Raw genomic sequence first — 24,230 nt, 5'->3', positions numbered from 1 at the left:
TCGGGTGTGGGCCAATTGGTCGAAATGGGTGTCGAGAAAGGCCGTAGCGTCAAGAAGGACCTGAAGGTCGGTATCTGTGGCGAACACGGTGGTGACCCCGCGTCGATCACGTTCTGTCACGAAGCGGGCCTGAACTACGTCAGCTGCAGTCCGTTCCGCGTTCCAATCGCACGATTGTCCGCGGCTCAAGCTGCCCTGAACTCGAAGAAGTAGTTCGGCGGTCTGACAGACCTAAAAAAATTAAGATTCTCGAAACAGCGGCCCGAAACGGCCGCTGTTTTTTTACGTTCCTATCCCTGTGCCCTCGTCGAGGGCGGTCGTTGCGATTACCATTTTCGCATGGAAAAAACAAACATTGCCATTGTTGGCCTGGGAACCGTTGGCACGGGTGTCGCGAAACTGTTACTCGATCATGGCGATCGCACGTCGCGTCACGCGGGCCGCACATTGTGGCTGAAAAAAGCAGTCGTTCGTGATTTGGACAAACCGCGTGATGTCGATCTGCCCGACGGTGTCGCGACTGACTCGCTTGATGACGTGATCAACGATCCCGAGATTTCGGTTGTCGCGCAATTGATCGGTGGGCTCGAACCGGCGCGTTCGATCATGCTGCGATTGCTCGAATCGGGCAAAGACATCGTCACGGCGAACAAGGCATTGCTGGCCGAACATGGCCCCGAATTGTTTACACGGGCTCGTGAGCTTGGCCGCAGCATCGCGTTCGAGGCATCGGTGGCCGGTGGGATCCCGATCATCGCTAATGTCAGCCAATGTTTGTCCGCGAACCAAATTCGATCGCTCGAAGGCATTCTGAATGGGACCAGCAACTTCATCGTCACTCAGATGGACGAGAAAGGGGCTCCCTATGACGTCGTCGTTCGCAAGGCCCAAGAACTAGGTTACGCCGAAGCCGACCCGACGATGGACGTGGATGGCACCGACGCGGCTCAAAAGTTGGCGATCCTTGCCCACTTGGCGTTCGGAGCCACCGTCGATTGGTCGGACATTCCACGCATGGGGATCGATGGCTTGGATCCCGACGATTTGCGATACAGCCGCCAACTCGGTTATCGCATCAAGTTGTTGGCCTTGGCGAATTTGGCGGACGATGGACTCGAACTGTCGGTCGCACCGACGTTGGTCCGCATCGGCACACCGTTGGCCGAAGTTCGCGACGCGTTTAACGCCATCCGTGTCGTCGGCGATGCCGTTGGCCCTGTGTTCTATCATGGTTTGGGTGCCGGACAGATGCCGACCGCTTCGGCGGTGGTGGCCGATTTGATCGATACCGCGGTCGGTCGAACCCGATTGACGTTCCAGACGCTTGAGTATTTTTCGATCGACAATCCTCCACGTGCTAAACTTCGCGACGCCGATACCTTGGTGGGGCGGAATTATCTGCGTCTGAGCGTCTCGAATCACCCAGGAACGCTGGCGTCGATCACTTCGGTCTTGGCCAAGCACAAGATCTCGATTGCTTCGGTGATGCAGCACGAGAGCGAAAATGGATCGACTCACCTCGATCCGGTCCCATTGGTGATCATGACTCACGAGGCCACCGAGGGTGCCGCTCGTGCCGCGACGCAAGAAATCGAAGCGCTCGATTCGATCACAGGTCCGGTTGTACGGCTTAGAGTGAAGGATTAACGCCCCCCCGGGTCCCTTTGCTGACGTTTTTGCCATGTTCGCTCATGAATCGCTGTCCTTTGCCCTATCGGGGGCTACGATTCCGTAGCGGTTTCGTCATGCGCCTGCGATCGCGTCCAGTAGCCCAGCGATGGGGATGCGGTCGCCTGTGTGAACAACCGCTATGACCGTGTTGACCGTCACGAGACATGTCAACCGACCACGGCAATTTGATCCCGGGGCAGATGGGCATCCATGATTCACGTACAACATCTCACAAAGACCTACGATGATTTGAATCGTGGTCGCTTTATCGCCGTCGACCGTGTTTCGTTCACGGTGGAACCAGGCGAGATCTTTGGGCTGCTGGGGCCCAACGGTGCTGGCAAAACCACCGTGCTTCGCATCCTGAGCACCGTGCTGAGTCCGACTTCGGGTATCGCGAAAGTCGCCGGTCACGACGTCGTGGCGGATCCGGCCGAAGTGCGTCGACGAATCGGATTCGTCAGCAACAATACCGCGATGTACGACCGCATGACCGCTTGGGAAATGGTCGGCTACTTTGGTCGTTTGCACGGCATGTCTCGCGACGAACTTCGTCAGCGGCTCGAGTCGCTATTCACTCAATTACGAATGAACGATTTTCGTGATGTGCCCGGTGCCAAGATGTCGACCGGCATGAAACAAAAAGTCTCGATCGCCCGCGCCCTGGTTCACAATCCTCCGGTGCTGGTGTTTGACGAAGCCACGCTCGGACTCGATGTCATGGTGGCTCGCAATCTGTTGGCGATCGTGCGAGATCTGCGTGACAGTGGCAAGTGCTTGATTTTCTCGACCCACATCATGAGCGAAGTGGAAAAACTGTGTGACCGGATTGCGATCATGCACCAAGGCCGAATCCTCGACAGCGGCACTCTGGAAAACCTCCGCCAGCGGCACGGTCAAGAAGACTTTGAAGAGGTCTTCTTCGGTCTGCTTAGCCGACATGAACAAGGGGACGCGGACGTGCAAGGCCTCGCAATCTCAGGAGCATTCGCATGAGCCTGACAACAAACTCAAAACAACAAAATGTGGACAAACTACGATGGTCCTCAGTGTGGCTGATCTATGCGCGGGAAATGCGAGACCAACTGCGTGACCGGCGGACGCTGTTTACGATCGCGGTATTGCCGGTCCTGCTTTACCCGTTGGTCGGAACGCTGTTACTGCAGATGGTTCAGTTCACTCAGCAGCATTCCACCAGCGTGTGTGTGATCGGCACCGATCATCTAGTTGACGTTCCACCGCTGGTCGGCGAAGACTGCTTTGACGAAACGTTGGTGCCCGCCGACGACCCGCTGCAAGTGGTGACGTACCCGTGGGACGAAGTGGCCGCGCGTCGAAGCGTGCCCGAACGCGCCGAAGACTGGGTCAGCAGCGGCATGTTTGACGTCGTGGTGGTCGTGCCGCCCGAATTCAAACAGCCCGAAGACCGACTGAAAAAAGACGAAGCCGCGATCCAACTGCTCTACAACGTGGCCTCGGATCAATCGATGGTGGCTCGTGAACGCGTCGCCAAAATCTTGGGAACATGGCGATCAGGTTGGATCAACGAACGATTGAGCCAGTCCGGAATCGACATGATGTCGCTGGAACTGTTTCAGCTAAACGATATCGATATCGCTCCGGCCAGCACTCGCGAAGCGGCGCTCTGGAGCAAACTACTGCCGTTTATCATGTTGATTTGGGCGATGACCGGTGCGTTCTATCCCGCAATCGACTTGGTCGCAGGTGAAAAAGAACGTGGCACGCTGGAAACATTATTGTGCAGCCCAGCACTTCGCTCGGAAATCGTCGCTGGCAAACTCGCCGCCGTCACGACCTTTAGTATGTTGACCGCGATTCTGAACGCGGGAAGCATGCTAGTGACCAGCTCGTTTGTGATTGGGCAAATCAGCTTTGGGGGCGCTGCCGGGGCCATCGGAGCACCGCCGGTCGGTCCGATGTTATGGTTGCTGGTCGCACTCGTTCCATTGTCGACGCTATTTAGTGCCCTCGCACTGGCGGTCGCAGCGATGGCACGAAGCAGTAAAGAAGGCCAATACTATTTGATGCCGCTGATGATGGTCACGTTGCCGCTGGTGATGTTGCCGATGTTGCCCGGCACGACGTTGACCGTCGGCACCAGTTTGATCCCGGTTACGGGGATGTTTTTGATGGTGCGTGCGTTGGTCGAAGGCCAATACGGAATCGCACTTTGGCATCTGCCGATGGTGGCCGGAGTGACGACAACATGTTTGTGGATGGCGGCACGTTGGGCACTCAAACAATTCGATAACGAATCGGTGCTGTTTGGCAGCAACGAACAATGGGAACTGCGACAATGGGTCCGACACCTATGGCGTGATCGACAAATTGCTGCGACGCCAAGCCAAGCGGTGGCGTGTGGCGCCGCAATCCTGGTCGCGTTGTTCTTCGGCAAATTGGCGGTCACCGAAATGCCAACGACGTTCCCGGGTATCTGCAAATTGGTGCTGATGCCACAGCTCGGTTTGATCCTCGCCCCGACTCTATTGATGGCGACAGTGCTGACGACATCGCTGCGAAAGAGTTTGCGAATTCGCATGCCTCACTGGACCACGCTGCCGTTGGGTGTGCTGCTAGGCTGTACCCTTCATCCGACCTATGTGATGTTGGCGTCGTGGATTAGTCACATGTATCCGGTCAGCGAGCAAGCGATGGCTTCGATGAAGCCGTTTGCCGACCAAATTGCCGCGGCCCCGTGGGTCTCGGTGGTGCTATTGATGGCGTTAGTGCCGGCGATCTGCGAAGAGCTTGCCTTTCGCGGCTTTATCTTTGGCGGACTGGAACGCCAAGGCGGACGGCTGCGTGCGGTGGTCGTCACCGCTATCCTGTTTGGGATCTCGCACGGCGTTTTGCAGCAATCGATCGCCGCCACGATGATGGGATTGATGCTGGGTTGGATCGCACTTCGAACCGGGTCGGTTTTGCCTGGCATCTTGATTCACTTTACCAACAACGCGTTATCGGTATCGCTACAGCGGATCACCGAAAGCAGTTGGGGCGGTGCGTCGATCTTTTTGCGAACGACAGAGCAAGGCCCCGAGTACCAACCGTTTTGGATTGTGATCAGCATGGGCGTCGCCGTCACATGCTTGCTGTATTTTGGATCACTGCGGAGTGCGGACGAAGATATCGAAGCCGATCAAATTCACAGCGATGAACCGATCGTCGATCCGACAACCAGTTTCGCCGGTGCGTAACGGCCGCGGGGATGTTCCGTGATTCGGTGGTGCTGATCGCCAATGCGATCGGCAACACAGCATCACAACCGCGTGTCGTGAATCAATTCACGAGCTCCTCGACTCGCCAAGCTTTCGCTTGCTTGGTCCGCCAGCGTTTTTGCGCACGATTCCCATTGCGATGGATCAAAATCAATCGAACGGCTTTCGTCCAACCGCTGAGTTCCGTCGGTCGACAACACCACTGCATCAAGCGAAAGCACGTCATCGATAATTTGAGCATAGGCGGCGATGGGAGCCAGACAGCCACCGTTGAGCGCCGCCAATAGCGTTCGTTCGACTGTCACGGTGGCTCGCGCGGGAACATGATTCAAGATTCCCACCATTTCCTGAACGGCTTTCGCGTCGCGGTGCACTTCGATCGCGAGTGCCCCTTGGCCTGGTGCGGGTAACATTTGATCGAGCGGCAATTCGACGCGAGACACATCGTCCATTTGCAAACGCGTTAGCCCCGCCGACGCCAACATGATCGCGTCGTATTCGCCCACACGCAATTTCTCGAGTCGTGTTTGCACGTTGCCGCGAATCGGTTGCACATCCAAATCGGGGCGGTGATGCCGCAACTGCGCCGCGCGCCGACGGCTGCCGGTACCGATCTTGGCCCCCTCGGGCAACGTCGCAATTGTCCACTGCGAATTGGACACCAAACAATCTTGGACGACCTCGCGCTGCGGTACCGCGGCAAGCACCAGATTTGGGTCGACTTCGGTCGGCAGGTCTTTGAGCGAATGGACCGCAATATCGGCCTCGTCATCCAAAATCGCTTGCTGAATTCGCTTGGTAAACACGCCTACCTGACGTCCCGAATCGATCGGACGCATGTCGGTATCACCACCGCTAACCATTGGTACCAATTTCGTGGCGAAACCAGCCGCTTGAAGCAGACTAGCAACATGCTCGGCTTGCCACATCGCCAGCGGGCTCTCGCGAGTCGCGATCCGCAACAGACGGTCCGTCCCGGCAGAATCCGAACCAACGGCAGTAGAATGAGGGCGAGCCGATTGTGGGTCAGACAAGAGATTGACTTCCGTTATGCGAAGTAAAGGAAATAAACAGGAAACCGAGACAAACAGCTTGTTTGGGCAGTGTTACAACGCAACCCGCGATGAAACGCCTTAGAATCCTCACGAATCGTACCGAATCCGGCGGTTCTGGTCATCCATACAGCCCCTTCGGTCTATAAAAATGAGTTCCTTCGCTTAAAATTAGCGTTCCAACAGATGAGCCATACGGCTTACCCCCCCAGCACAAACATTCAGCCGAATGCGGGGCAGCTGGTACTCCACGATCTTTCCAGCAACTTTTTCGCTCCAAAGATACCTCGTCGTGCCTGAAACGTCCTCTTCCAACTTGTTCCCCGATGCGGACGAGCCTCCAACATGTGATGGAGGCGGTCAGTCGAGCGGTGATTTTTCGGAACTCGATCTTTCCGGGTCCGCTCTTTTTGCGAGCTCGGGAAACGGGGCGACCAGCGTCGGGGAAGCGCAAGTCGAGCCGATGCCCGAACAGCTTGGCGACTACGTGCTCAAAGAGAAATTGGGCAGCGGCGGTATGGGGCAAGTCTTTTTGGCAGAACATGTTCGCATGCAGCGGACCGTTGCACTAAAGATGCTGCCTGGGCAATTGATGAAGGATCCCCAGGCGGTCGAACGCTTTTATGAAGAGATCCGTGCCGCTTCGCGTGTCCTGCACCCCAACATCGTCGCGGCGTTTGATGCGGGCGAAGATCACGGCATCCACTATTTGGCGATGGAGTACGTCGACGGGATGACGTTGACCAACACGGTGGCCACTCGCGGCCCTTTACCGGTCGGCGAAGCAGCATCGATCATCCGCCAAGCATCGATGGGACTGTTGCACGCCCACCGCGCCGGCATCGTCCACCGCGATGTCAAACCGGGCAACATCATGCGATCCAAGGACGGCACGGTCAAAGTATTGGACCTGGGACTCGCTCGCATCAGCACCGCAGGTTTGACCAAGCGTCGACGGGCCGTACCGGCATCACAAAATGACGACTCGACCACCAAAGACATGGTCGATGCGCGTCCGTCAAAAGGCCGTTTAGTTGGCACGTTGTCGTTTATGTCACCCGAGCAGCTCGAGGATGCCGACACCGCCGATTCGCGGAGCGACATCTATTCGCTCGGTGCGACGTTGTATTTCTTGCTGACCGGCCAACCACCGTTTACCGGTGAATATCTCGAGCAGGTTTACGGGCATCGTCACGGCGAAATTCCTGATTTGATGCAGGTTCGCCGCGATGTCGACATGCAGTTCGCCAACCTGTTTCGACGCATGATGGCCAAAAAGCCTCACGCACGGTACACGTCACTTGATGAAGTGATCGAAGACCTTGGCGAGTACGCCGACAAGACGAATGAACCGCAATGGTTGGCCGAATTTGCGCTGCGGCAACCGATCGGCGAAGGTTCCACGTTCGTCGGTGGCTCGACCTCCGCCCATCTCGCAAACGTGTTGGCGTTTGATATGGGGATGTTTTACGCTGCCGCCGCCGAAGCCTCGCCTCAGGGCGGGGTCAACACGCTGTATGCCGGAGGCGACAAACGTCAACTGTTTCGCATGTCGATCGGTAGCGACGCGAACCAGTTGTTTTTCGGTGACGAGGCGATGAAGCGGCGGGCGACCCAATCAAAGAGTCTGGTGCATTGTCTGCCCATGTATATCGGCAAACAAGTTGTCGAACGGACGGTAGCGGGTCAAAAATGTCCGCCCGAAGTGCTGCTGGCGCTTCTGCTAAGACGACTTGCTCGCAACGCTTGGCACTTCGAAGGGACGCCCGCCGCCGTGGCGATCACGGTTCCCTCTAGCTATGACCAACTCCATCGCCAAAGCATTCTGCAATCGGCTCAGATGGCGGGGCTAAAAACGGTGCGTTTGATCGACCGCAGTGTCGCGGCGGCTCAGTCGTTGTTGTTGCCGCCAGTCGATGAATCCGCACGTAGCGAAGTGGCGATGACATCGCTCGACACGACCACCGACCAGAAGATTTTTGTTTCTTGGTTTGACCGGACAAGGCACCGAAGCCGCCGTGTTTCAGCGTGATGCAAGCCGCATGAAACAAATCTCCACCGCGGGGCATTGGCATACCGGTACGCTGCCGTGGATGCAGCGTTTGGTCGACTTGGCAGCCGCCGCATTCGAAAAAAATCACGGAGTCGATCCACGCCGCTCGGCTCAAGCAGCCCATCTGCAAATCGCATGCGAAACCGCAATGCACGCGTTGATGCTGATGCCGACCACGAATGTGACGCTCGAATTTGGCGGAGTCGAGCAAACGGTGACGTTGGTGCGTGCCGAATGGCTAGCCGCATGCGAAGATTTGGTCGAGGGCGTTCGTGGTGCGATCAAATCAGCTTGCCACTATGCATCGCTGTCGCGAAAACGGATTGACCGAATCGTTACACTTGGGCCGCTATTGCGATTGAACGAGATACGCAGCGAGATCCTGCGAGGACTCAATGAAGAGATCGTTGTTCAAGTGGTCGATCGCACCGATGTCGCTCGAGGCGCAGCGGCTTGTTTAGCGAGCGAACTGCCCGGCCGTGGCAGCATCGCAATGCCGCCTCAATCGGTGACTAGCCAAACGATTGGCATCCTCGTCGAAGCCCCGCAAGGCCGCCGCCGCATCATGCCCATCGTTCCTCGAGGCACTGCGCTGCCCGCCCGCACGAACCGACGTCTGACCGTGGGCGACACGCAGGAAACAATGGCGCTCTCGCTGGTGGAAACCTCTGGAATCAAACGTGACAATTGGCATTCGTTGGGTCGGTATGATTTTAAAATCGACCCAATCGCTCATGGTCAAGAAAGTCGCTATCGGATGATTGGATTCGAGGTCAACGTCAACGGCATGCTAATCGTCCGCGCACAAACACCCGGTACGCCGGGCAGCACCCGGCTAGGCACCCTGCCCAAACCGATGCTCAGCGACGAAGAGATCGCGTCTTGGACCCGCTGGGTCGACAAGTTCGATTGATCCGTTTCGTTAGTGCATGCTAGGGAAGCAGCATCACCACCAGCATTCCGACCACGGATGCAATGGCAATTGTCACACTCAACCCGATCGCATGCAGCAACCAATACCCGAGTCCTCGCACGCCCCCTCGCGACGCCAACAGGTAAATCAGCGACGCCAGCGGCCAAGTCAGGAAAAAGACAAACTGTAGACTCCAAGGATGCGGCCGCGATCGCACGTGGGAATCGATCCAAAACCACATCGTCGCCGAAGTGGATAGCCCCAAGGCCCCTAAGATCCCGAGCGTGCCGCTGTTCAGCGTGACGACCTGCATTGCTCCTAAACAAGCCGCCATGATGTACATCGCGACCACGGCGAACCGGCGATAGACAATCCGGCTGTGTTGGAGGGACGCGAGTGGGTGTGCCGCAATAGCCATCCGAAAATCTCCTAATCGAGGAGAGAAACGACGCGAGAGGCGCCAAGCGATCATTGTAGCAAGCCGCGAACTACTGCTGATGTGAAAAACGGCTAATGCGAAAAACGCATTACGGTTCCTGCGAATCCATACCAATCCACCAAGCGCCATCGATTCGACATCACCAGCGCACTCATTTTGAACGCACCTTATAAACTGACTTGTGCGCTATTCTGGACCACCCCATAAATTATCACCAGCAAACGCTGGCACGCAAAGTGTTACAGGAAAAGGACTTAAAAATACGAAAAAAAGTACTCGGGCGAAAAACGTTTCACGCTCGTGTTTCACGGCACGATCGTAGCAACTCACAGCGATTGAGATCCTAAGTCGGGGTTTGGCTTAGGCGTGAAACAATTTTGGGGAGTTCGAAGAAGATGTTTTCAATTACAAAATGGATTGCGGTTCCAGCAATCGCTGCCTGTTTTGCCTTGACTGCGGACACCTCGACTGCGGAAGCCGGCAATGGATTCTTGCGGGTTGGGGGCCTACATATCTCCGTAGGAGGGCGCGGGTACAGTCACGGCCACTATCGACACCACATACCGCACTACGGCGTACACCGCTCGCACTATGGGGGCTATCGGTACGGCGGTTATGGACACGGTCATGGTCATTACCACGACACCAGCCACTGGGATTACCATCCAACGGAGATCATCCGTCATGGCAACCACTATCACGTCCAGCCAGGCCATTATGATTGGCACCGCACCGGTCACTGGCACCACTAAAACAGTACGACGGCCTTTCCAGGCCGTCGAATATAGGTCGGAACGGTACGACGGCCTTTCCAGGCCGTCGAAATTAGCAGCAGCCTAACCAGACAGGCTGGAATGATTGGGTGAAATCCCTGGCGGCCGTTTGGGCCTAGCGGCTTGTTGATTTAGTCGTACGACGGACTTCCTAGTCCGTCGAATACATCAATGACGGACGAGGTAGTCCATCAGCCACCCCTTGCCATGGGAAACTTCATCAAATCAACAGCCTGCTAGCCACGGCTTCCGTTTCATTTGCGCGTCACAAACGTTGCGTGCGTTTCGGATCGCTTGGCCGCAACCACGCAGCATTTGCTGACGCTCGCTACGGAACCATAAAAAAACCGGCACATCTCAATTGAGGTGTGCCGTTTTTTGTTGCTTTGGTGCTCGCCGTGATGACGTTACCAGGGGCCGCGAACGTAGTAGACGCCAAATTGATCGGTGTGGCTTGGCCAACCGGGCGTTGCGTAGAAACTGCCTGGGGCTGCAGCACCAGGGTAACTGGCATTACGACCATATTGGTGGTGAATTGGATACATCAAGTTTTGGCTGACGCCCCACGATAGCGTTTGACGCATGTGGGCGGTTGGTGGCACCACCAATGCCAAAGGTTGGCCGTAATTCTGATGATAGTAAGGGCCGTGCCAGGGGCGATCCATGGCAAAGTTTTGATTCCAAATATGAGTCATGGCGTAGGGATCCCCTGCGTTCGCTTCGCTTTGCATTGTGCCACAAAGGGTCGCCACTAAACCAGCAGCAAGGACAAGACGTCGAATCATGATTCATTTCCCAAAATAGGAGGTGCGAGTGTCGGGCTGGGTTTCCTCGGCAGCCCCCTAAAGATCGTTAGCGAGGGAGCCGTAGGTAGTTCCAATAAAGGTTGCTGGCGGCTTGCTTGACGGGCGGATACCAGTACGTCGCTCGCGTGCGGTTCATTCCTCGCCCATTGTCATAATAGTTGTGGAATCGATCCTTGTGCGCGTAAAGCATTTCGTGGGGATAAAACGGCTGGTAAGTATAGAAGGTATGCCCGACATTCGGCGGAATCGGTCCAGGCGACAAGTACATTTGAGCGTTGGCTCGGTTTGCATTGCCTTGGGTATAATAGTTGTAAAACAGGTCGGGAGTGCCATATTGACGCTGGATTCCTACCCCACTGACGTAGCCGTCGCTGGCGGACAGATCGCCTGCATATTGCGACCCACCTGCGACCACTTCGTCGCTGACGACGTGCGAGCTGACGATCCGTTCGCCGCGTCCAAAGTGTTGGGCGGAAGCCGTTTGGTTCATGACCGCGACCATGGCAAGTGACGCCATGGCTGCGATTCCGAGCATGGTTTGACGTTTCATCCTACGGTTCCTCCGACGAACCCAATCTAATTTTCACGTGCGGTAGCCCCGCGAAACTTGGCGAGGGCTAATGGGGGGTCTGGCAATGCAACTGATTTCCAGAGAGATTCCTACGTCATTGTAATTCGGGCAAAATCCCCTGCGTTCGTGATTTTTTTGCTCACTTGCTCGCCCAGCTTCACGTGATCCGTGGTTTCGCTGCGATAGCTCTGATCGCTATAACCCCTTTAGCGGCGCAGAATCTTCCGAGATTGCCCTATCGAGCGAATCGGCTGCAAAGCGTACAAATTACGCAGGTTGACTAGGCAAGATTGCCGAAGAAGAAGCAGCGATCGAACTTCCGGATCGATCTTTCCGACGGCTGGCGGTTGCCGTTAAACAGACAACATCAATTCTGATTCGAAAATCCGCAGGACTGACCAAAAGGACTTCAAGGCGTGGCCAAACGGCAAAAACGAAACTCATCTTCGGGATCCAGCCGAAAAGGCACTTCCAAAAACAACGGCGAAAGCAACGGATCTCTGTTTGACGCGGTCGATGACCAATTGCTGACGTCGATCCCGCTACGGCAAGCGGCTCAATCACGGTATCTCAACTATTCGTTGTCGGTGATCACCAGCCGAGCCTTGCCGGACGTGCGTGACGGATTGAAACCCGTCCAGCGGCGAATCCTGTACACGATGAACCAACAAGGTCTCAACGCGACCGCGAAGCACCGAAAATGTGCCAAGGTCGTCGGGGACGTGATGGGTAATTACCACCCCCACGGTGACAGCTCGATCTACGAAGCCTTGGTGCGGATGGCTCAGGCATTCTCGCTTCGCATGCCGCTGATCGACGGTAGCGGAAATTTCGGCAGCGTCGACGGCGACAACGCGGCGGCGATGCGGTACACCGAGTGCCGTATGACGCCGATCGCCAACGAGGTCTTGGCCGACTTGGCCACCCGCACGGTGGCGTTTAAACCCAACTATGACGGCAGCCGCGAAGAACCGGTCGTGTTGCCCAGCCGCGTTCCCAACCTGTTGGTCAACGGCGCCACCGGAATCGCCGTCGGGATGGCGACCAACATCCCACCGCATAATTTGAAAGAGGTTTGCCAGGCGCTGCTGAAACTGCTTCGCGACCCCGAGATCAAAGACTACCAACTGGTCGCCAACGATGCGGTCCAAGGCCCGGACTTTCCCACCGGCGGCGAGATTACCAATACCAAGGAAGAGCTCCGCGAGATCTACAGCACCGGCCAAGGCACGATCAAGCTGCGTGGCACTGCCGAACTGAATACGAAAACCAAAGGCAGCCCGGTTCTGCAGATCAGCTCGATTCCGTTTGGGGTCAACAAGTCGGCGTTGGTCGAACGGATCAACGAGATCATCTATTCGGGCAAGTTGCCGTTGGTAATCGAAGCACGCGACTTGTCGACCGACGAAATTCGCGTCGATTTGATGCTGAAGAAAGGGGCTGACGAAAACAAAGTCCTCGCCTACTTGTACCGACACACCGATTTCCAAAAGAACTTTAACGTCAACATGACGTGCTTGGTTCCCACTGAAAATCCTGAGGTGGGAGCCCCCAACCGCTTGGGGCTCAAAGAGGTGCTTTGGCACTTCTTGCACTTCCGTTTGGAAGTCTTGACCAAACGGCTCGAGAACGAACTGAACGCGTTGCTGCGACGGATCCATATCCTCGAAGGCTACGCGTTGATCTTCGATGCGTTGGACGAGATCATCCAAATCATCCGAAAATCCGAAGGCAAAGCCGACGCCGCGATGAAGATCATGAAGCGGTTCCCGGCGGACAAAGGTGGACTCGATGAAGAGCAAACCGACGCGATCTTGGAACTGAAACTGTATCGCTTGGCACGACTCGAGATCAACATGATCGTGAACGAGTTGAAGGACAAGCGAAAGCGAGCCAACGAGATCAAGAAACTGCTGAACGAAGATTCGAAGGACAACTACCAATCGGGACGTTGGACAATCGTTCGCACCGAGATCGAATCGCTGATCGACGCTTACAACAAAGATCCGTTTGCGAAACGACAATCCAAGATCAATACCGTCGCCGAAGAACTCGAGTACGCGGCCGAAGACTTTATTGTCGCCGAAGATTGCCACATCATGGTGACCAAAGACGGTTGGGTGAAGCGACAAAAACAGATTGCCGATCCGAGTAAGAGCCGGCTGCGTCAGGGCGACGAGGTATTGACCTGCGTTTCGGGTAACACCGTTTCGTCAATCGGATTTTTCTCGTCGCTTGGCGTCTGCTACACCACCCGCATGATCGACATCCCTGCGTCGACCGGGTTTGGTGAACCGATCCAAAAGCTGTTCAAACTGAAGGATGGTGAACACATCATCGCGGCGATGTCATTTGACCCCCGCGTGATCGGCGACATCCACGAAGATCCGAAACAACCCGATTTGTGTCCGCACACCCATGCGTTCGCAGCGAGTTCCAATGGATTTGCACTTCGCTTTGGCTTGGCGGGATTTGCCGAACCGTCCACGCGGAGCGGTCGCCGGTTCGCTCGCGTGGCCCCGGGTGCATCGATCATTGATGTCGTGGCGATTCACGGCAGCGAAGTGATCCTTGCCGTTTCAGAAAACTGTCGAGCGATGGTCTGTGCTGCCGAAGAAGTCAATTACTTGTCCGGGGCGGGCAAGGGAGTCACGTTGATCCGGCTGACCAGCGACGATCGATTGCTTGGTTTCAAAGCATCCAACGGTGACCGGGATCTGATGACGGTCCAAACGAATCGAGGAGCGAAGAAAACGATCTCGACGGCCAAGTACCGCGTTACCTCGCGTGGTGGCCGCGGCACCGAAATCCAGAAGAACGGCAAGATTGCCGAGATCGTGACTCCTCCACCCACTGCACCTGAAACGTTCGACGAAAACTGAATATGAGTACTGCAACAAAAACTTACAGTGCGAAGGATATCGTTGCCCTCGAAGGTCTCGATCCTGTTCGCAAACGTCCCGGCATGTATATCGGCGGCGTGGGGATGGCTGGACTTCACCATTTGATTTGGGAAGTCGTGGACAACTCGGTCGACGAAGCGATGAATGGTCACGCCACCGAGATCACCGTCACGCTGCACAAAGACGGCTCGAGTGTGACCGTCAGCGACAACGGTCGTGGTATCCCCATCGACAAGCATCCGAAAACCAAAAAGCCAGCTCTGGAAATGGTGCTGACGGTGCTCCATGCAGGCGGTAAATTTGACGGCGGCAACTACAAAACCGCCGGCGGTTTGCACGGCGTGGGGGCCTCGGTCGTCAACGCATTGTCCAAAGAATTGACAGCCGTCGTGCGACGTGATGGTGCTCAGTACCGGATGATGTTCGAACGAGGCGTGGCAAAGACGAAGCTGCAGAAGTTGAAAGGGGCCGTTCGCGGCACCGGAACGACGATCACGTTTAGTCCCGATCCGACGATTTTCCCCAAAGTCGATTTCGATAGCGAAACGATCCGCACGCGACTGGAAACCGCCAGTTTTCTGCATCGCGGCGTCAAAGTGAACTACATCGACGAAGTCGCAGGCACCAAGGTCACGTACCTGCACGAGCAAGGGATTGTCGATTACTTGGCCAAAGTGCTGAAGGATCGTTCGGCTCGTCCGATTCATGATTCACCGTTCACGCTGCGTAAAGACGACGACATTCGCATGGAGCTAACGCTGCAGTGGACCGAATCGACCGACGAACATGTCCGCAGCTATGTCAACGGGATCCCCACCGGCAACGGCGGAACGCACGAGAACGGTTTCCGCAGCGGGCTGAATAAAGCGGTTCGAAACTACATCGACACCCATAGTTTGACGCCACGCGGCGTCAAGATTTCGCACGAAGACATCCGCGAAGGGATGGTTGCGATCGTGTCGATCTTTATTTCTGAACCGCAATTCCAAGGACAAACCAAAGATCGGCTGAACAACCCCGAAGTTCAACCGTTGACCGAAGCGTCGATCCGACCGGCGCTGGAACAATGGATGAACAACAACCGTTCGATCGCCGATTCGATCATCGCCAGGATCATCGCCGCGGCGCGAGCACGCGCAGCATCAAGGGCCGCATCCGAAGCGGTCTCACGCAAAGGTGGTGCAAAACGGACGATGTTGCCTGGTAAGCTCAGCGATTGTTTGGCGAGTGGCAAAGGCAATTCGGAACTGTTCATCGTCGAAGGTGACTCGGCAGGCGGCAGTGCCAAACAAGGCCGAGATCGAAACAACCAAGCGATCCTGCCGCTGCGGGGAAAGGTGCTCAACACCGAGAGTGCGACGCTGAAAAAGATTGTCGAGAACAAAGAAATCCAGGACATGATCGCCTCGCTCGGCTGCGGCATCGGTCCGAATTTGAACCTGGCGTCGCTACGTTATCAAAAGATCATCCTGTTAGCGGATGCTGATTCCGACGGCCATCACATCACGACGCTGCTGCTGACTTTCTTTTATCGGCACATGCCCGCGTTGATCGCCGACGGCCACTTGTTCATCGCCGTCCCACCGCTGTATCGCATTGATATCGGCAAAGAAACCTATTGGGCGAACGACGAAGAACATCGCGAGCAGATCTTGGCCGAGCATGCCAAACGAGCCAAACCCGAGATCACGCGATTTAAAGGTCTCGGCGAAATGATGCCTAAGGTGCTTTGGGAAACCACTCTGAATCCTCGCACCCGCCGACTATTGAAAGTCGAAGTCGATGACCATCTTGAAACCGATCGCGTGATTAGCGACTTGATGGGACGCGATGCATCGGCGCGTTTCCGCTTCATCATGGAACGTGCCGAAGACGCCGAAGAAATCGACGTGTAATGAGGTTATACGTTTTATAAGGAAGCATTTCGCTCCGGAAATCGCCTTGAACCGAAAGCCGCCCGCGGCTTGTCGATTTAATCGTTCAACAGTCAGCCAAAGGTGTGCTCGCATCCGTGATGCGTACGCCAATCGGCTAACGGTTAAACGAAGCAACGGGTTGCATCAAAGAGGGTGGCGGCATGGCGGAGGCGATGCCCATTTAGAGGTAGAGAGGTTCGTGAAACACGCCCCCCTGATGCTGCAAACCGCAAGCGTCATGTGTTTCAACCTGTCGCACAGGGATTCATTCTGTGCGACCGTCAATCCCTCGATTGACGACGAATCGATCCTATACGTGAAATGCGGTCTTAAATCGTATCGTGTTTCGCTCTAATGACGCCCTCAGCAAAGAGAAACCTCGATGTTCAAGAAAATTTTATTTGCCTGCGTGTTCGCGTTGTCTGCTGTTGTCATGACAAGTAGCGCAGATGCTGCGAATGGCCGATATTCACGCCACAGTGGTGGCCATCACAGCAGCCACTATCATCACGGAAGCCACCATCATCGGGGGCACCACGGTGTCCACCATCGCTATCGAGCGCCGGTGCATCATGGGCACCATTACGGATCGCATTACCGGGCGCCCTATCGATCGCACTACGGTGGCGGCTATCGGTATCCGTCCTACGGCAGCTACGGTTATCGCGGAGGATCGGGAATTTCGATCGGCCGAGGCGGCTTTTCACTCTATATTGGACGCTAAACCGTCGAGCTGACCGCAGCCACCCCATCCGGCAGATTCAACCGAGTGAATCGGCGATTTGCCGGACGGCTTCGATCACCGCAGCGGTCTCTGCTCGCGACGTGGACGCCGAACCGCTGATCCGTAGCGTCCCCGCAGCCGCGCTGCCAATCGCCTTGTGAATCAGTGCGGCACAGTGCAACCCGGCTCGCGTTTCAATTGAAAATTGCGAATCCAGAATCGCTGATAAATCGGTTGGCTCAAAACCATCGATGGCGATGCTGACGATCGGCAATCGGCTCGGTTGACCAAACACACGAATTGACTTGATGCCGCGAAGTCCGTCGTTTAATTGATGGGCGACCGATAACAACGTCTCACTATAGACTGCGTCATCACGGGAAGCTATCTGCTTGACCGCAACGTCCAATCCCGCAATCGCAGCCACGTTCAGGTTCCCCGGTTCAAGCTTGGCCGGCATCGTCGTCGGCATCGCCAGCGATTCGGATTGGCTGCCAGTGCCCCCGAACACGCTTGCCGTGACTTCGTCATGCCATGATGGCGAGACATACAAGAACCCCGTGCCCTGTGGCCCACCGATTCCCTTGTGTCCCGGTGCTGCCAACAAATCGATTCCACATGCTTGCACATCGATCGGCAAATACCCCAACGTCTGAGCCGCATCGCAAAGAAAGGCTGCCGTCGAGGCGCGGCTTCGCAAACCACTGCCGATCGCTTGAATCGGTTGTTCGGCGCCGGTGACGTTGCTAGCCGAAGTGACCGCCACCAAGCGAGTCGAACCGGTAACCGCATCGAGCACGTCGTCCGCTTGCACTACGCCATCGTGATCACAGTCGACGATCGTGAGCGTGACATTGCGAGTTTCGGCAAGATGCGACAGCGGTCGGAGCACGCTATTGTGCTCGGCAGCAGTCGTCACGACATGGTCCCCATCGCGAACGATGCCGCCAATCGCAGCGTTGATCGCCTGAGTTCCGTTGCTGAAAAACGCGATGCTCTCGGCCGTGGGACTTCCGATTAAGCGTGAAAGCCCAAGCCGGGCTGAATGCAGGATCCCATCGGCCATGTTGGCCGATTGATATTGGCCACGTCCCGACGCGGCCCCACAATCGCGAGCGTAGCGGTCCATCGCATCGAGGACGTCCGTGTGTTTGGGCCAAGACGTCGCTGCGTGATCGAAATAGATACGACGAGACAACGTCATGCGTCATCCCTCGCTTTGAGATCCTTCGCGTTGAGATTATCCGTTACCGAATTTGTGGGATGCACCCACTGCGTCGTTCCATCACGATACGTTTCACGTTTCCAAATCGGCACATCGGTTTTGATTTGGTCCATCAACCAAGGCAGTGCAGCGAACGACGCTTTGCGATGCGCACTACTGCAACCCAGTACCACACTCGCTTCGCCTACGGGGACTTCACCTAGGCGATGGACGATGACGATCTTGCTCAAACCAAATCGCTCGATCGCCTCCCTCGCCAAGCGGTTTAGCTCCGCGACCGCCATCGACGGATGGGCTTCGTAGGAAAGCAGACTTGTCACTCGGTCGCCGGTGATTCGCCGCGTCACTCCGTAAAACCATGCATGGGCTCCGACATCGGGATCACCGACCTTCGGCAAAAGCGCATTCGCGTCAATCGGGTCGTGGGTCAATTCAACGTAACAGTCCGACATCACTTTCAACCGCCACTGACTGGTGGAATGATCGCGATTTCTTTTGCCGCTCCGAGCGGCTGCGTGTTCGCCACATAACGATTGTCCAGCGCAACACGGCACGATGGGACGAGCGTTTGCACTGACGGGACTCGCTGGGCGAGCTCGCCGAGCACATCAGCGGCCGTCGCGTCGCTCGTTAGCTCCATGACAATCGAATCGGTACCGGCGGCATCACGGATGGCGGCAAATAAAAGGATCTCTCGCTGCATCACGGTTCCGTAGGCCTCGGTTAACAGTTTTTCGATTACGGGCGACAGTATCGACGCACCATGGCGGCAGCCAAATCGCTGACATATTCGATGTCATGAGCATGTTGGGCCAATAAGTGATCCGCCCCATCGAGCGAAGCCAACGAACACAGCGGCTTGCTTTTACTGGGGGCCGACGCGTCCGCCTCGGATGCTTCCGACTGATTGATCAGTGACATGATCCGCAACGCATGGTCAAACCCCACCGTCTCATCGACCGGCGAATGCATGACCAGCGTAGGAATACGAATATTGGTGATCAAATCGGCCAAACGATGACTACGAAAATCAGCGACCATTTGCGAATCGATCTGCCACCGAATGCCTCCGATCGACACTTCGCCCTCGCCGTCGACTTCAATCGCGGGGTTCATCCGCAACAGCAAGCTCGCCAAATGAGACGTGTCACTCGGTGCTGCCAACGCGATCACGCAACACAGTTTGTTGTTCACATCGCTTGAAAATTCGCTTGCAACCGCCAGCGACGCAGCCCCACCGAAGCTGTGTCCCATCAACGCGTGCACGTCGCCCACTTCGGCATCCGCAAACGCGATCGCGGCCTTCAAATCGGCCACGTTGGTCGAAAAGTTGGTCTGTGAAAAGTCACCGCTGCTACCGCCCAGCCCCGTCATGTCATAGCGAAGCACCGCAATCCCGCGTTCGGCAAGAGCTCGCGAGATTCGCACGATGGCTTTCAAGTCTTTGTTACAAGTAAAACAATGACTCAGCACCAACACGGGAACCGCCGCGGTGGTATCAGGACGGTCGATAATGCCCGCTAATTCAAACCCCGAACCGCCCTCGAATTTGACTCGATAAGATTTCCGACTCATGGTCTAGCTAGCGTTGGGTGCGGTGATGCGACCGCCGCGGAACGCTTCAGCCATCGCCATCGGCACCTTGGCTTCGGCCAAAACCAACTGCGAACGATTCTCGGCAACCTTGGCTTTCATTTGTTGTTCTTCGGCAATCGCTTCGGCGCGTCGACGCTCGGCCTGGGCACGCGCGACACGCGTATCAGCTTCGGCTTGATCGCTTTGCAAGCGAGCTCCAATGTTCTCGCCAACATCGATGTCCGCAATATCGATCGAAACGATCTCAAACGCGGTTTGGGCATCGAGACCACGCGAAAGCACGACACGAGTGATCATGTCGGGATTCTCGAGCACCTTGAAGTGGTCGGTTGTCGAACCGATCGAGCTGATGATGGCTTCGCCCACACGCGCGATCACGGTGTCCTCAGTCGCTCCGCCAATCAACTGTTCAATATTGGTTCGCACCGTGACACGGGCACGCACCCGAAGCTCGATTCCATTTTTAGTGATTGCACTGAGAGTGGTTTTTCCGGTTCGGCTCGGGTCGGGGCAATCGATGACTTTCGGGTAAACGCTCGTTTGCACCGCATCCAGAACATCACGTCCGGCCAAATCGATCGCAGCCGCCTGGTCAAAGTCCAAGGGGATTTCGGCGCGATGAGCCGCGATGATCGCGTGGATCACATTCATCACATTGCCGCCCGCCAAATAGTGGGCTTCCAACCGTCGAGTGCTAATCCCGTCACGCCGCGAAATGCTTAGCCCCGCCTGCGCGGACATCACCTTGGCCTGGACAATCACATTAGGATTGACCTTGGTAAAGTGCATCCGAATCAAGCTCATCAAGCTGACGTCGGCGACCGACATGTAAGCTTGAAACCACAGTTTTCCGTAGCGGATAAAGAAAAAGCCCAAGATCGCAATCAAGAAAAGCACAAACAGTGCGACCGCCAACCAAACCACGTTCATCGGCTTTTGACCGAGCAATTGCCAATTCGCCAGCGGCAATCCAAATCCAACAGGGGCAGCTTCGGCGACAGCGGAAAGGACGGGCGACAGCATCATGACGCTCATATCATTCGAAGGGAGAGACGAAGGACTCGCCAACACGAGTCTTTTTGCCCCTTGATCATAAGGTACCGCACGTCCAGTGCAAGTAATGGGGGCGTCGGGGACGTCCGTTTCGGGAAAAACCTTGCGTTTGACGTGTCCCATCGCACAGACGTTTGTTCCGAATCCAACAACCCGAACGGCGTGCGCCCAATGCCCTCTACTTTGGCACTAAACGGGTGGCGTTTGTAGCGGTGCGGCGCGGGGCCCGCCCGGTCTAAACCGACCTTTTTATCCGCCTCAACCGGACGGCTCGCGCCGTGCCGCTACCAAAGTAGATGGCATTGGGCGTGTGCCGCACCGCGAATGTTTTTGGGGCCTCAGTCATCGCTCATCAGCGACGCGAGCGTTTGGCCCGCCACCGCATCTCGCTGGGTCTTTTGGATCTCTCGCAGCGCGACCCATGCGCGATGACGACTGATCGACCGCGAATGATGAGCCAGCGTCAATATCTGTTGAATTTCGATCTGATGGGCCGGTCGCCCCAAGGTCAACGAATCATCCTCGTCGTCGTCATTGCCTTGGGTCACTCGCCGCAGCAACTTGGCATCGATCAGACGCTCGGCCATCTCGCGAGCATGATTGCCGTTAAGCCCAAGCCGTGTCGAGAGCTGCTGAAAATCGAGTGTATTGCCAGCCTCAAACGCTTCGGCCACTTCGACCATCATCGGCAACATCCAATCGGGATCCCCCTGTAGCGATGTCTCGTCGTCGGCATCAATCCACTTGGCCGAACGTTGACCACGCATCATCTGAAGGGTTCGGGTCAGAATCAAACCAAACAAAAAGATCAACCACGTCAAATAGATCCAAAACAGAAATAACGGGATCAACCCCAGTGATCCATACAGCGCCGAATAAGGCAGCGCGGTGGCGACATAAATTTGAAATCCCGTTTTTGCCGCCTGCCACAGCAATGCCCCCACAAACGATCCGATCGCCGCCGCTCGAACCGACACATGCGTGTTGGGCATCAACGCATAAAGCAAAAACAGCAGCGCCCAGCTCGCAATCAACGACAAAACATGAGATGCGCTCGCCACAAGCTTTTGATTTGCTCCGAGCGTCCCAAACCAATCGACGGCTTGGCCCGACAAATACAAACTGATCGCCAACAAACCGCTGCCCAATGTGATGATCGACCAATGAATGGCAACACGGATGTGGACTGGCCGATGAGTCGAGGCTTCAAAGATCAAATTAAAAATCGATTCGGTGGCATTGGCCAACGCAATCGCGGCATAGATAAACAACACCAACCCGATGACACCGATCGACGCAAAATCAAGCTCAGCAATCTTGGTCGTTGCTTCGTGCAGCGCCTTGCGAATCCCCGCTCGTGTTTGACGACGCGATTCGGCAGCGGTGCTGGAGTCCTCGGTTTCGCTCGCATCGATGCCGGAACCGGCCAGCGATTCTGCGGGCTCGGCAACCGGCTGTGGCTGCGAATCGGGCTGCGGCTGTGAATCGGGCTGTGGCTGCGAATCCGGAGTGGTCTCGCGAACCACCGTCCTTTCGGGTTGTGCCATTGATGGAGGCGACAAACTGAAATCGGTTTGCCCGTCGCCCGCATCCCAATCAATCGGCAGCTCGCGTTGTGGATCCGATTCGCTTTCGACATAGTCCTCGGGAATATAAGGAACGCCAAAAAACGAATAGACTTGGTCTTCGACTTTTTGCTGAACCTCTTCGAGTCCGCCGACGATGCGAAACATGACCAAGCCAAGCACGACGACCGGGATCAATGAAAAGATGGTTCGGTACGTCAGCTCCGCGGCCATCCCCTCGGCGCGATAGTGCACCAGTTGACGCCAACAATGAGCGGTCAAGTCAAATGCGTACCGCACCGACTCTTGTTGACGCGTCAGCTCTTCGCGAGGCTGTCGCACCGCGTCGACGATATACTTAAACAGACTTCGCATCAGCCCCTGTCCGTACCACGTTTACTGATCCAACAAAGCCGACAAGCGGTGGATCAAATCGGCCTTTTTGTGACCATCCTCGATCGAGCCAAGCCTGTCACTCAAATTGATCATGAAACTGGCGTAGTCATTATGCCAATCGCGGACCGTTTGCGATTCATCCAAACGTGGTTTGGGGTGTGACACCAACACGGGACATTGATGTGCCTTCAGCTCGAAGGTTTCATCGAACTGCGGCATCAATGTCTTGTCACGATCGATGCCTTGTTCGTGCAATACTTCTCGCATCACTTCGCGTGCATCATCTTCGCCGTGATTTAGGAACAACGCTCCCAAAACGGGGCCTCGCTCTTTGACCCAATCGATCAATTCGCCTTGGTCGGCATGCGCCGAATAGTTGCCGATACTACGAATGGCCGCTTCGACTTTGTATTCTTTGCCATAGATGCGAACCCGTTTTGCACCGCTGGTGATAATATGCCCGAGGGTGCCCGGCGCTTGGTAGCCGACAAACAAGACGGTCGATTCGCGTCGCCAGATATTGTTTTTCAGGTGGTGTTTAATTCGGCCGGCGTTACACATTCCGCTCGCTGAAATGATAATCGCACCCCGCTTGATGCGATTGATTGCCTTGCTTTCCTGAACACTTTGGACCAAATGGAAACGTCGGTGCCGAAAGATATTTGATGCGTCGACTTCGATATCATCCAGATCATGAGCATGATCGATAAACACTTCGGTGACTTTTCTCGCCAATGGCGAATCGATATAGACATCGGCCTCGGGAATTTGACCAGTCGAAATTAACACGCCGATGTCATGCAGCAGCTCTTGGCTGCGTTCGACGGCAAAGGAGGGAATGACTACATTGCCGCCACGCTTGAGCCCGAGCGTCAATTCCTCTCGCATCATCTCACGACGTTTTTCTAACGTATAGTCTTCACGATCGCGATTGCCATAGGTGCTTTCGCAGACGACATAGTCGTATCCGGCCGGTGCATCCGGAGCCAAATGAAATGCTTTTTCATCGGGACCGAGATCGCCTGAGAACAACACACGAATCGTATCGCCGGATTCGTCGAGTTGGACTTCTACCGATGCCGATCCCAACAAGTGGCCCGCGTTCCATAAACGCCCACGAATCCCATCGCTGGGGCTGAACCACTGTTCGTATTCCACACGCTCGAGTTGCCGCAGCGTTTGCTCGGCATCCTCCATCGTGTAGATCGGCTCGATCAAGTCCTGACCTTTTTGTTCGCGTTTGACGTTCAAACGTTCGGCGTTGGTTTCTTGAATGTATGCCGAATCACGCAGCATGAACTCCAACAAGTCACAGGTCGCATCAGTGGCGAAAAT

21 protein-coding genes are annotated in these 24,230 nt (G+C 55.8%); 10 read left to right on the top strand and 11 right to left on the bottom strand.

What is annotated here, in order from left to right; genetic code table 11:
* The 4 genes from RMSM_RS01350 to RMSM_RS01335 all read left to right on the top strand — a co-directional run.
* Positions 1-213, top strand: a 213-nt coding sequence (locus RMSM_RS01350; protein ID WP_081613968.1) for a putative PEP-binding protein, incomplete at its 5' end; no start/stop codon positions are given.
* 126 nt (positions 214-339) lie between these two features.
* Positions 340-1,647, top strand: a complete 1,308-nt coding sequence (locus tag RMSM_RS01345; RefSeq protein ID WP_008690375.1) for a homoserine dehydrogenase — start codon at positions 340-342, stop codon at positions 1,645-1,647.
* Positions 1,648-1,881: 234 nt separating this feature from the next.
* Positions 1,882-2,667 carry an ATP-binding cassette domain-containing protein gene (locus tag RMSM_RS01340; protein WP_008690373.1) on the top strand — a complete coding sequence of 262 codons (786 nt, stop codon included), beginning with the start codon at positions 1,882-1,884 and terminating at the stop codon, positions 2,665-2,667.
* Positions 2,664-4,889 (top strand): ABC transporter permease subunit/CPBP intramembrane protease, encoded by a 2,226-nt coding sequence (locus tag RMSM_RS01335; protein ID WP_040763453.1) that lies wholly within the window; start codon positions 2,664-2,666, stop codon positions 4,887-4,889. The genes RMSM_RS01340 and RMSM_RS01335 overlap by 4 nt, the downstream gene beginning before the upstream one ends.
* Before the next feature lie 62 nt (positions 4,890-4,951).
* On the opposite strand, the gene hemC is transcribed toward RMSM_RS01335, so the two are convergent.
* On the bottom strand, positions 4,952-5,872 hold the full coding sequence (hemC, locus tag RMSM_RS01330) for a hydroxymethylbilane synthase (RefSeq protein ID WP_008690369.1): 921 nt from the start codon (positions 5,870-5,872) through the stop codon (positions 4,952-4,954).
* Between the two features lie 382 nt (positions 5,873-6,254).
* Here hemC and RMSM_RS43330 point away from each other — a divergent pair, with 382 nt between their 5' ends.
* Together RMSM_RS43330 and RMSM_RS43325 are read left to right on the top strand one after the other, a co-directional pair.
* The gene (locus RMSM_RS43330) at positions 6,255-7,994 is read left to right on the top strand and encodes a serine/threonine-protein kinase (protein WP_008690363.1); all 1,740 of its coding nucleotides are present in this window, start codon (positions 6,255-6,257) and stop codon (positions 7,992-7,994) included.
* A complete protein-coding gene (locus RMSM_RS43325; protein WP_040763451.1) occupies positions 7,954-8,928 on the top strand; it encodes an Hsp70 family protein in 975 nt (324 codons plus the stop codon). Before RMSM_RS43330 ends, RMSM_RS43325 begins: the two co-directional genes overlap by 41 nt.
* A gap of 19 nt (positions 8,929-8,947) precedes the next feature.
* Here RMSM_RS43325 and RMSM_RS01315 read toward each other — a convergent pair whose 3' ends face one another.
* A complete protein-coding gene (locus RMSM_RS01315) occupies positions 8,948-9,346 on the bottom strand; it encodes a hypothetical protein (protein WP_144057282.1) in 399 nt (132 codons plus the stop codon).
* A gap of 416 nt (positions 9,347-9,762) precedes the next feature.
* Here RMSM_RS01315 and RMSM_RS37990 point away from each other — a divergent pair, with 416 nt between their 5' ends.
* Positions 9,763-10,119: a hypothetical protein gene (locus RMSM_RS37990; protein WP_085980584.1), complete on the top strand. Its 357-nt coding sequence runs from the start codon at positions 9,763-9,765 to the stop codon at positions 10,117-10,119.
* Between the two features lie 428 nt (positions 10,120-10,547).
* Here RMSM_RS37990 and RMSM_RS01305 read toward each other — a convergent pair whose 3' ends face one another.
* Both RMSM_RS01305 and RMSM_RS01300 read right to left on the bottom strand, forming a co-directional pair.
* The gene (locus tag RMSM_RS01305) at positions 10,548-10,925 is read right to left on the bottom strand and encodes a hypothetical protein (RefSeq protein WP_040763445.1); all 378 of its coding nucleotides are present in this window, start codon (positions 10,923-10,925) and stop codon (positions 10,548-10,550) included.
* A 67-nt stretch (positions 10,926-10,992) separates the two neighbouring features.
* Positions 10,993-11,496 carry a hypothetical protein gene (locus tag RMSM_RS01300; RefSeq protein ID WP_008690354.1) on the bottom strand — a complete coding sequence of 168 codons (504 nt, stop codon included), beginning with the start codon at positions 11,494-11,496 and terminating at the stop codon, positions 10,993-10,995.
* Positions 11,497-11,933: 437 nt separating this feature from the next.
* On the opposite strand from RMSM_RS01300, the gene RMSM_RS01295 reads away from it, so the two are divergent.
* From RMSM_RS01295 to RMSM_RS01285, 3 genes are all read left to right on the top strand, one after another.
* The gene (locus RMSM_RS01295; RefSeq protein WP_008690352.1) at positions 11,934-14,399 is read left to right on the top strand and encodes a DNA gyrase/topoisomerase IV subunit A; all 2,466 of its coding nucleotides are present in this window, start codon (positions 11,934-11,936) and stop codon (positions 14,397-14,399) included.
* 2 nt (positions 14,400-14,401) lie between these two features.
* On the top strand, positions 14,402-16,315 hold the full coding sequence (locus RMSM_RS01290) for a DNA gyrase/topoisomerase IV subunit B (protein ID WP_008690350.1): 1,914 nt from the start codon (positions 14,402-14,404) through the stop codon (positions 16,313-16,315).
* A 403-nt stretch (positions 16,316-16,718) separates the two neighbouring features.
* A complete protein-coding gene (locus tag RMSM_RS01285) occupies positions 16,719-17,060 on the top strand; it encodes a hypothetical protein (RefSeq protein WP_008690346.1) in 342 nt (113 codons plus the stop codon).
* Positions 17,061-17,097: 37 nt separating this feature from the next.
* On the opposite strand, the gene RMSM_RS01280 is transcribed toward RMSM_RS01285, so the two are convergent.
* The 7 genes from RMSM_RS01280 to RMSM_RS01250 form a co-directional block, all read right to left on the bottom strand.
* Entirely contained in the window at positions 17,098-18,264 is a 1,167-nt protein-coding gene (locus RMSM_RS01280; RefSeq protein WP_008690344.1) for an aminotransferase class V-fold PLP-dependent enzyme, read from the bottom strand.
* Positions 18,261-18,737, bottom strand: a complete 477-nt coding sequence (locus RMSM_RS01275; protein WP_063870173.1) for a molybdenum cofactor biosynthesis protein MoaE — start codon at positions 18,735-18,737, stop codon at positions 18,261-18,263. The genes RMSM_RS01280 and RMSM_RS01275 overlap by 4 nt, the downstream gene beginning before the upstream one ends.
* Positions 18,738-18,742: 5 nt before the next feature.
* Entirely contained in the window at positions 18,743-18,988 is a 246-nt protein-coding gene (locus tag RMSM_RS01270) for a MoaD/ThiS family protein (RefSeq protein ID WP_040763443.1), read from the bottom strand.
* Positions 18,989-19,023: 35 nt separating this feature from the next.
* The gene (locus tag RMSM_RS01265) at positions 19,024-19,860 is read right to left on the bottom strand and encodes an alpha/beta hydrolase family protein (RefSeq protein ID WP_008690337.1); all 837 of its coding nucleotides are present in this window, start codon (positions 19,858-19,860) and stop codon (positions 19,024-19,026) included.
* A 3-nt stretch (positions 19,861-19,863) separates the two neighbouring features.
* On the bottom strand, positions 19,864-20,811 hold the full coding sequence (gene floA / locus RMSM_RS01260; protein WP_144057284.1) for a flotillin-like protein FloA: 948 nt from the start codon (positions 20,809-20,811) through the stop codon (positions 19,864-19,866).
* Between the two features lie 461 nt (positions 20,812-21,272).
* A complete protein-coding gene (locus RMSM_RS01255; protein ID WP_008690334.1) occupies positions 21,273-22,874 on the bottom strand; it encodes a YihY/virulence factor BrkB family protein in 1,602 nt (533 codons plus the stop codon).
* A 21-nt stretch (positions 22,875-22,895) separates the two neighbouring features.
* Positions 22,896-24,230 (bottom strand): MBL fold metallo-hydrolase RNA specificity domain-containing protein (locus RMSM_RS01250; RefSeq protein WP_040763442.1); only part of this gene is annotated, 1,335 nt, incomplete at its 5' end.

It is taken from the genome of Rhodopirellula maiorica SM1, assembly GCF_000346295.1.
Lineage (GTDB): Bacteria > Planctomycetota > Planctomycetia > Pirellulales > Pirellulaceae > Novipirellula > Novipirellula maiorica.
This window is presented reverse-complemented; position numbering and strand designations above follow the sequence as displayed.

Bases quoted from the DNA above. Each gene is read 5' to 3' on its own strand.
- RMSM_RS01345 (WP_008690375.1), top strand. From the start codon at position 340: ATGGAAAAAACAAACATTGCCATTGTTGGCCTGGGAACCGTTGGCACG.
- RMSM_RS01340 (WP_008690373.1), top strand. From the start codon at position 1,882: ATGATTCACGTACAACATCTCACAAAGACCTACGATGATTTGAATCGT.
- RMSM_RS01335 (WP_040763453.1), top strand. From the start codon at position 2,664: ATGAGCCTGACAACAAACTCAAAACAACAAAATGTGGACAAACTACGA.
- RMSM_RS01315 (WP_144057282.1), bottom strand. From the start codon at position 9,346: ATGGCTATTGCGGCACACCCACTCGCGTCCCTCCAACACAGCCGGATT.
- RMSM_RS37990 (WP_085980584.1), top strand. From the start codon at position 9,763: ATGTTTTCAATTACAAAATGGATTGCGGTTCCAGCAATCGCTGCCTGT.
- RMSM_RS01305 (WP_040763445.1), bottom strand. From the start codon at position 10,925: ATGATTCGACGTCTTGTCCTTGCTGCTGGTTTAGTGGCGACCCTTTGT.
- RMSM_RS01300 (WP_008690354.1), bottom strand. From the start codon at position 11,496: ATGAAACGTCAAACCATGCTCGGAATCGCAGCCATGGCGTCACTTGCC.
- RMSM_RS01290 (WP_008690350.1), top strand. From the start codon at position 14,402: ATGAGTACTGCAACAAAAACTTACAGTGCGAAGGATATCGTTGCCCTC.
- RMSM_RS01285 (WP_008690346.1), top strand. From the start codon at position 16,719: ATGTTCAAGAAAATTTTATTTGCCTGCGTGTTCGCGTTGTCTGCTGTT.
- RMSM_RS01280 (WP_008690344.1), bottom strand. From the start codon at position 18,264: ATGACGTTGTCTCGTCGTATCTATTTCGATCACGCAGCGACGTCTTGG.
- RMSM_RS01275 (WP_063870173.1), bottom strand. From the start codon at position 18,737: ATGTCGGACTGTTACGTTGAATTGACCCACGACCCGATTGACGCGAAT.
- RMSM_RS01270 (WP_040763443.1), bottom strand. From the start codon at position 18,988: ATGCAGCGAGAGATCCTTTTATTTGCCGCCATCCGTGATGCCGCCGGT.
- RMSM_RS01265 (WP_008690337.1), bottom strand. From the start codon at position 19,860: ATGAGTCGGAAATCTTATCGAGTCAAATTCGAGGGCGGTTCGGGGTTT.
- floA (WP_144057284.1), bottom strand. From the start codon at position 20,811: ATGAACGTGGTTTGGTTGGCGGTCGCACTGTTTGTGCTTTTCTTGATT.
- RMSM_RS01255 (WP_008690334.1), bottom strand. From the start codon at position 22,874: ATGCGAAGTCTGTTTAAGTATATCGTCGACGCGGTGCGACAGCCTCGC.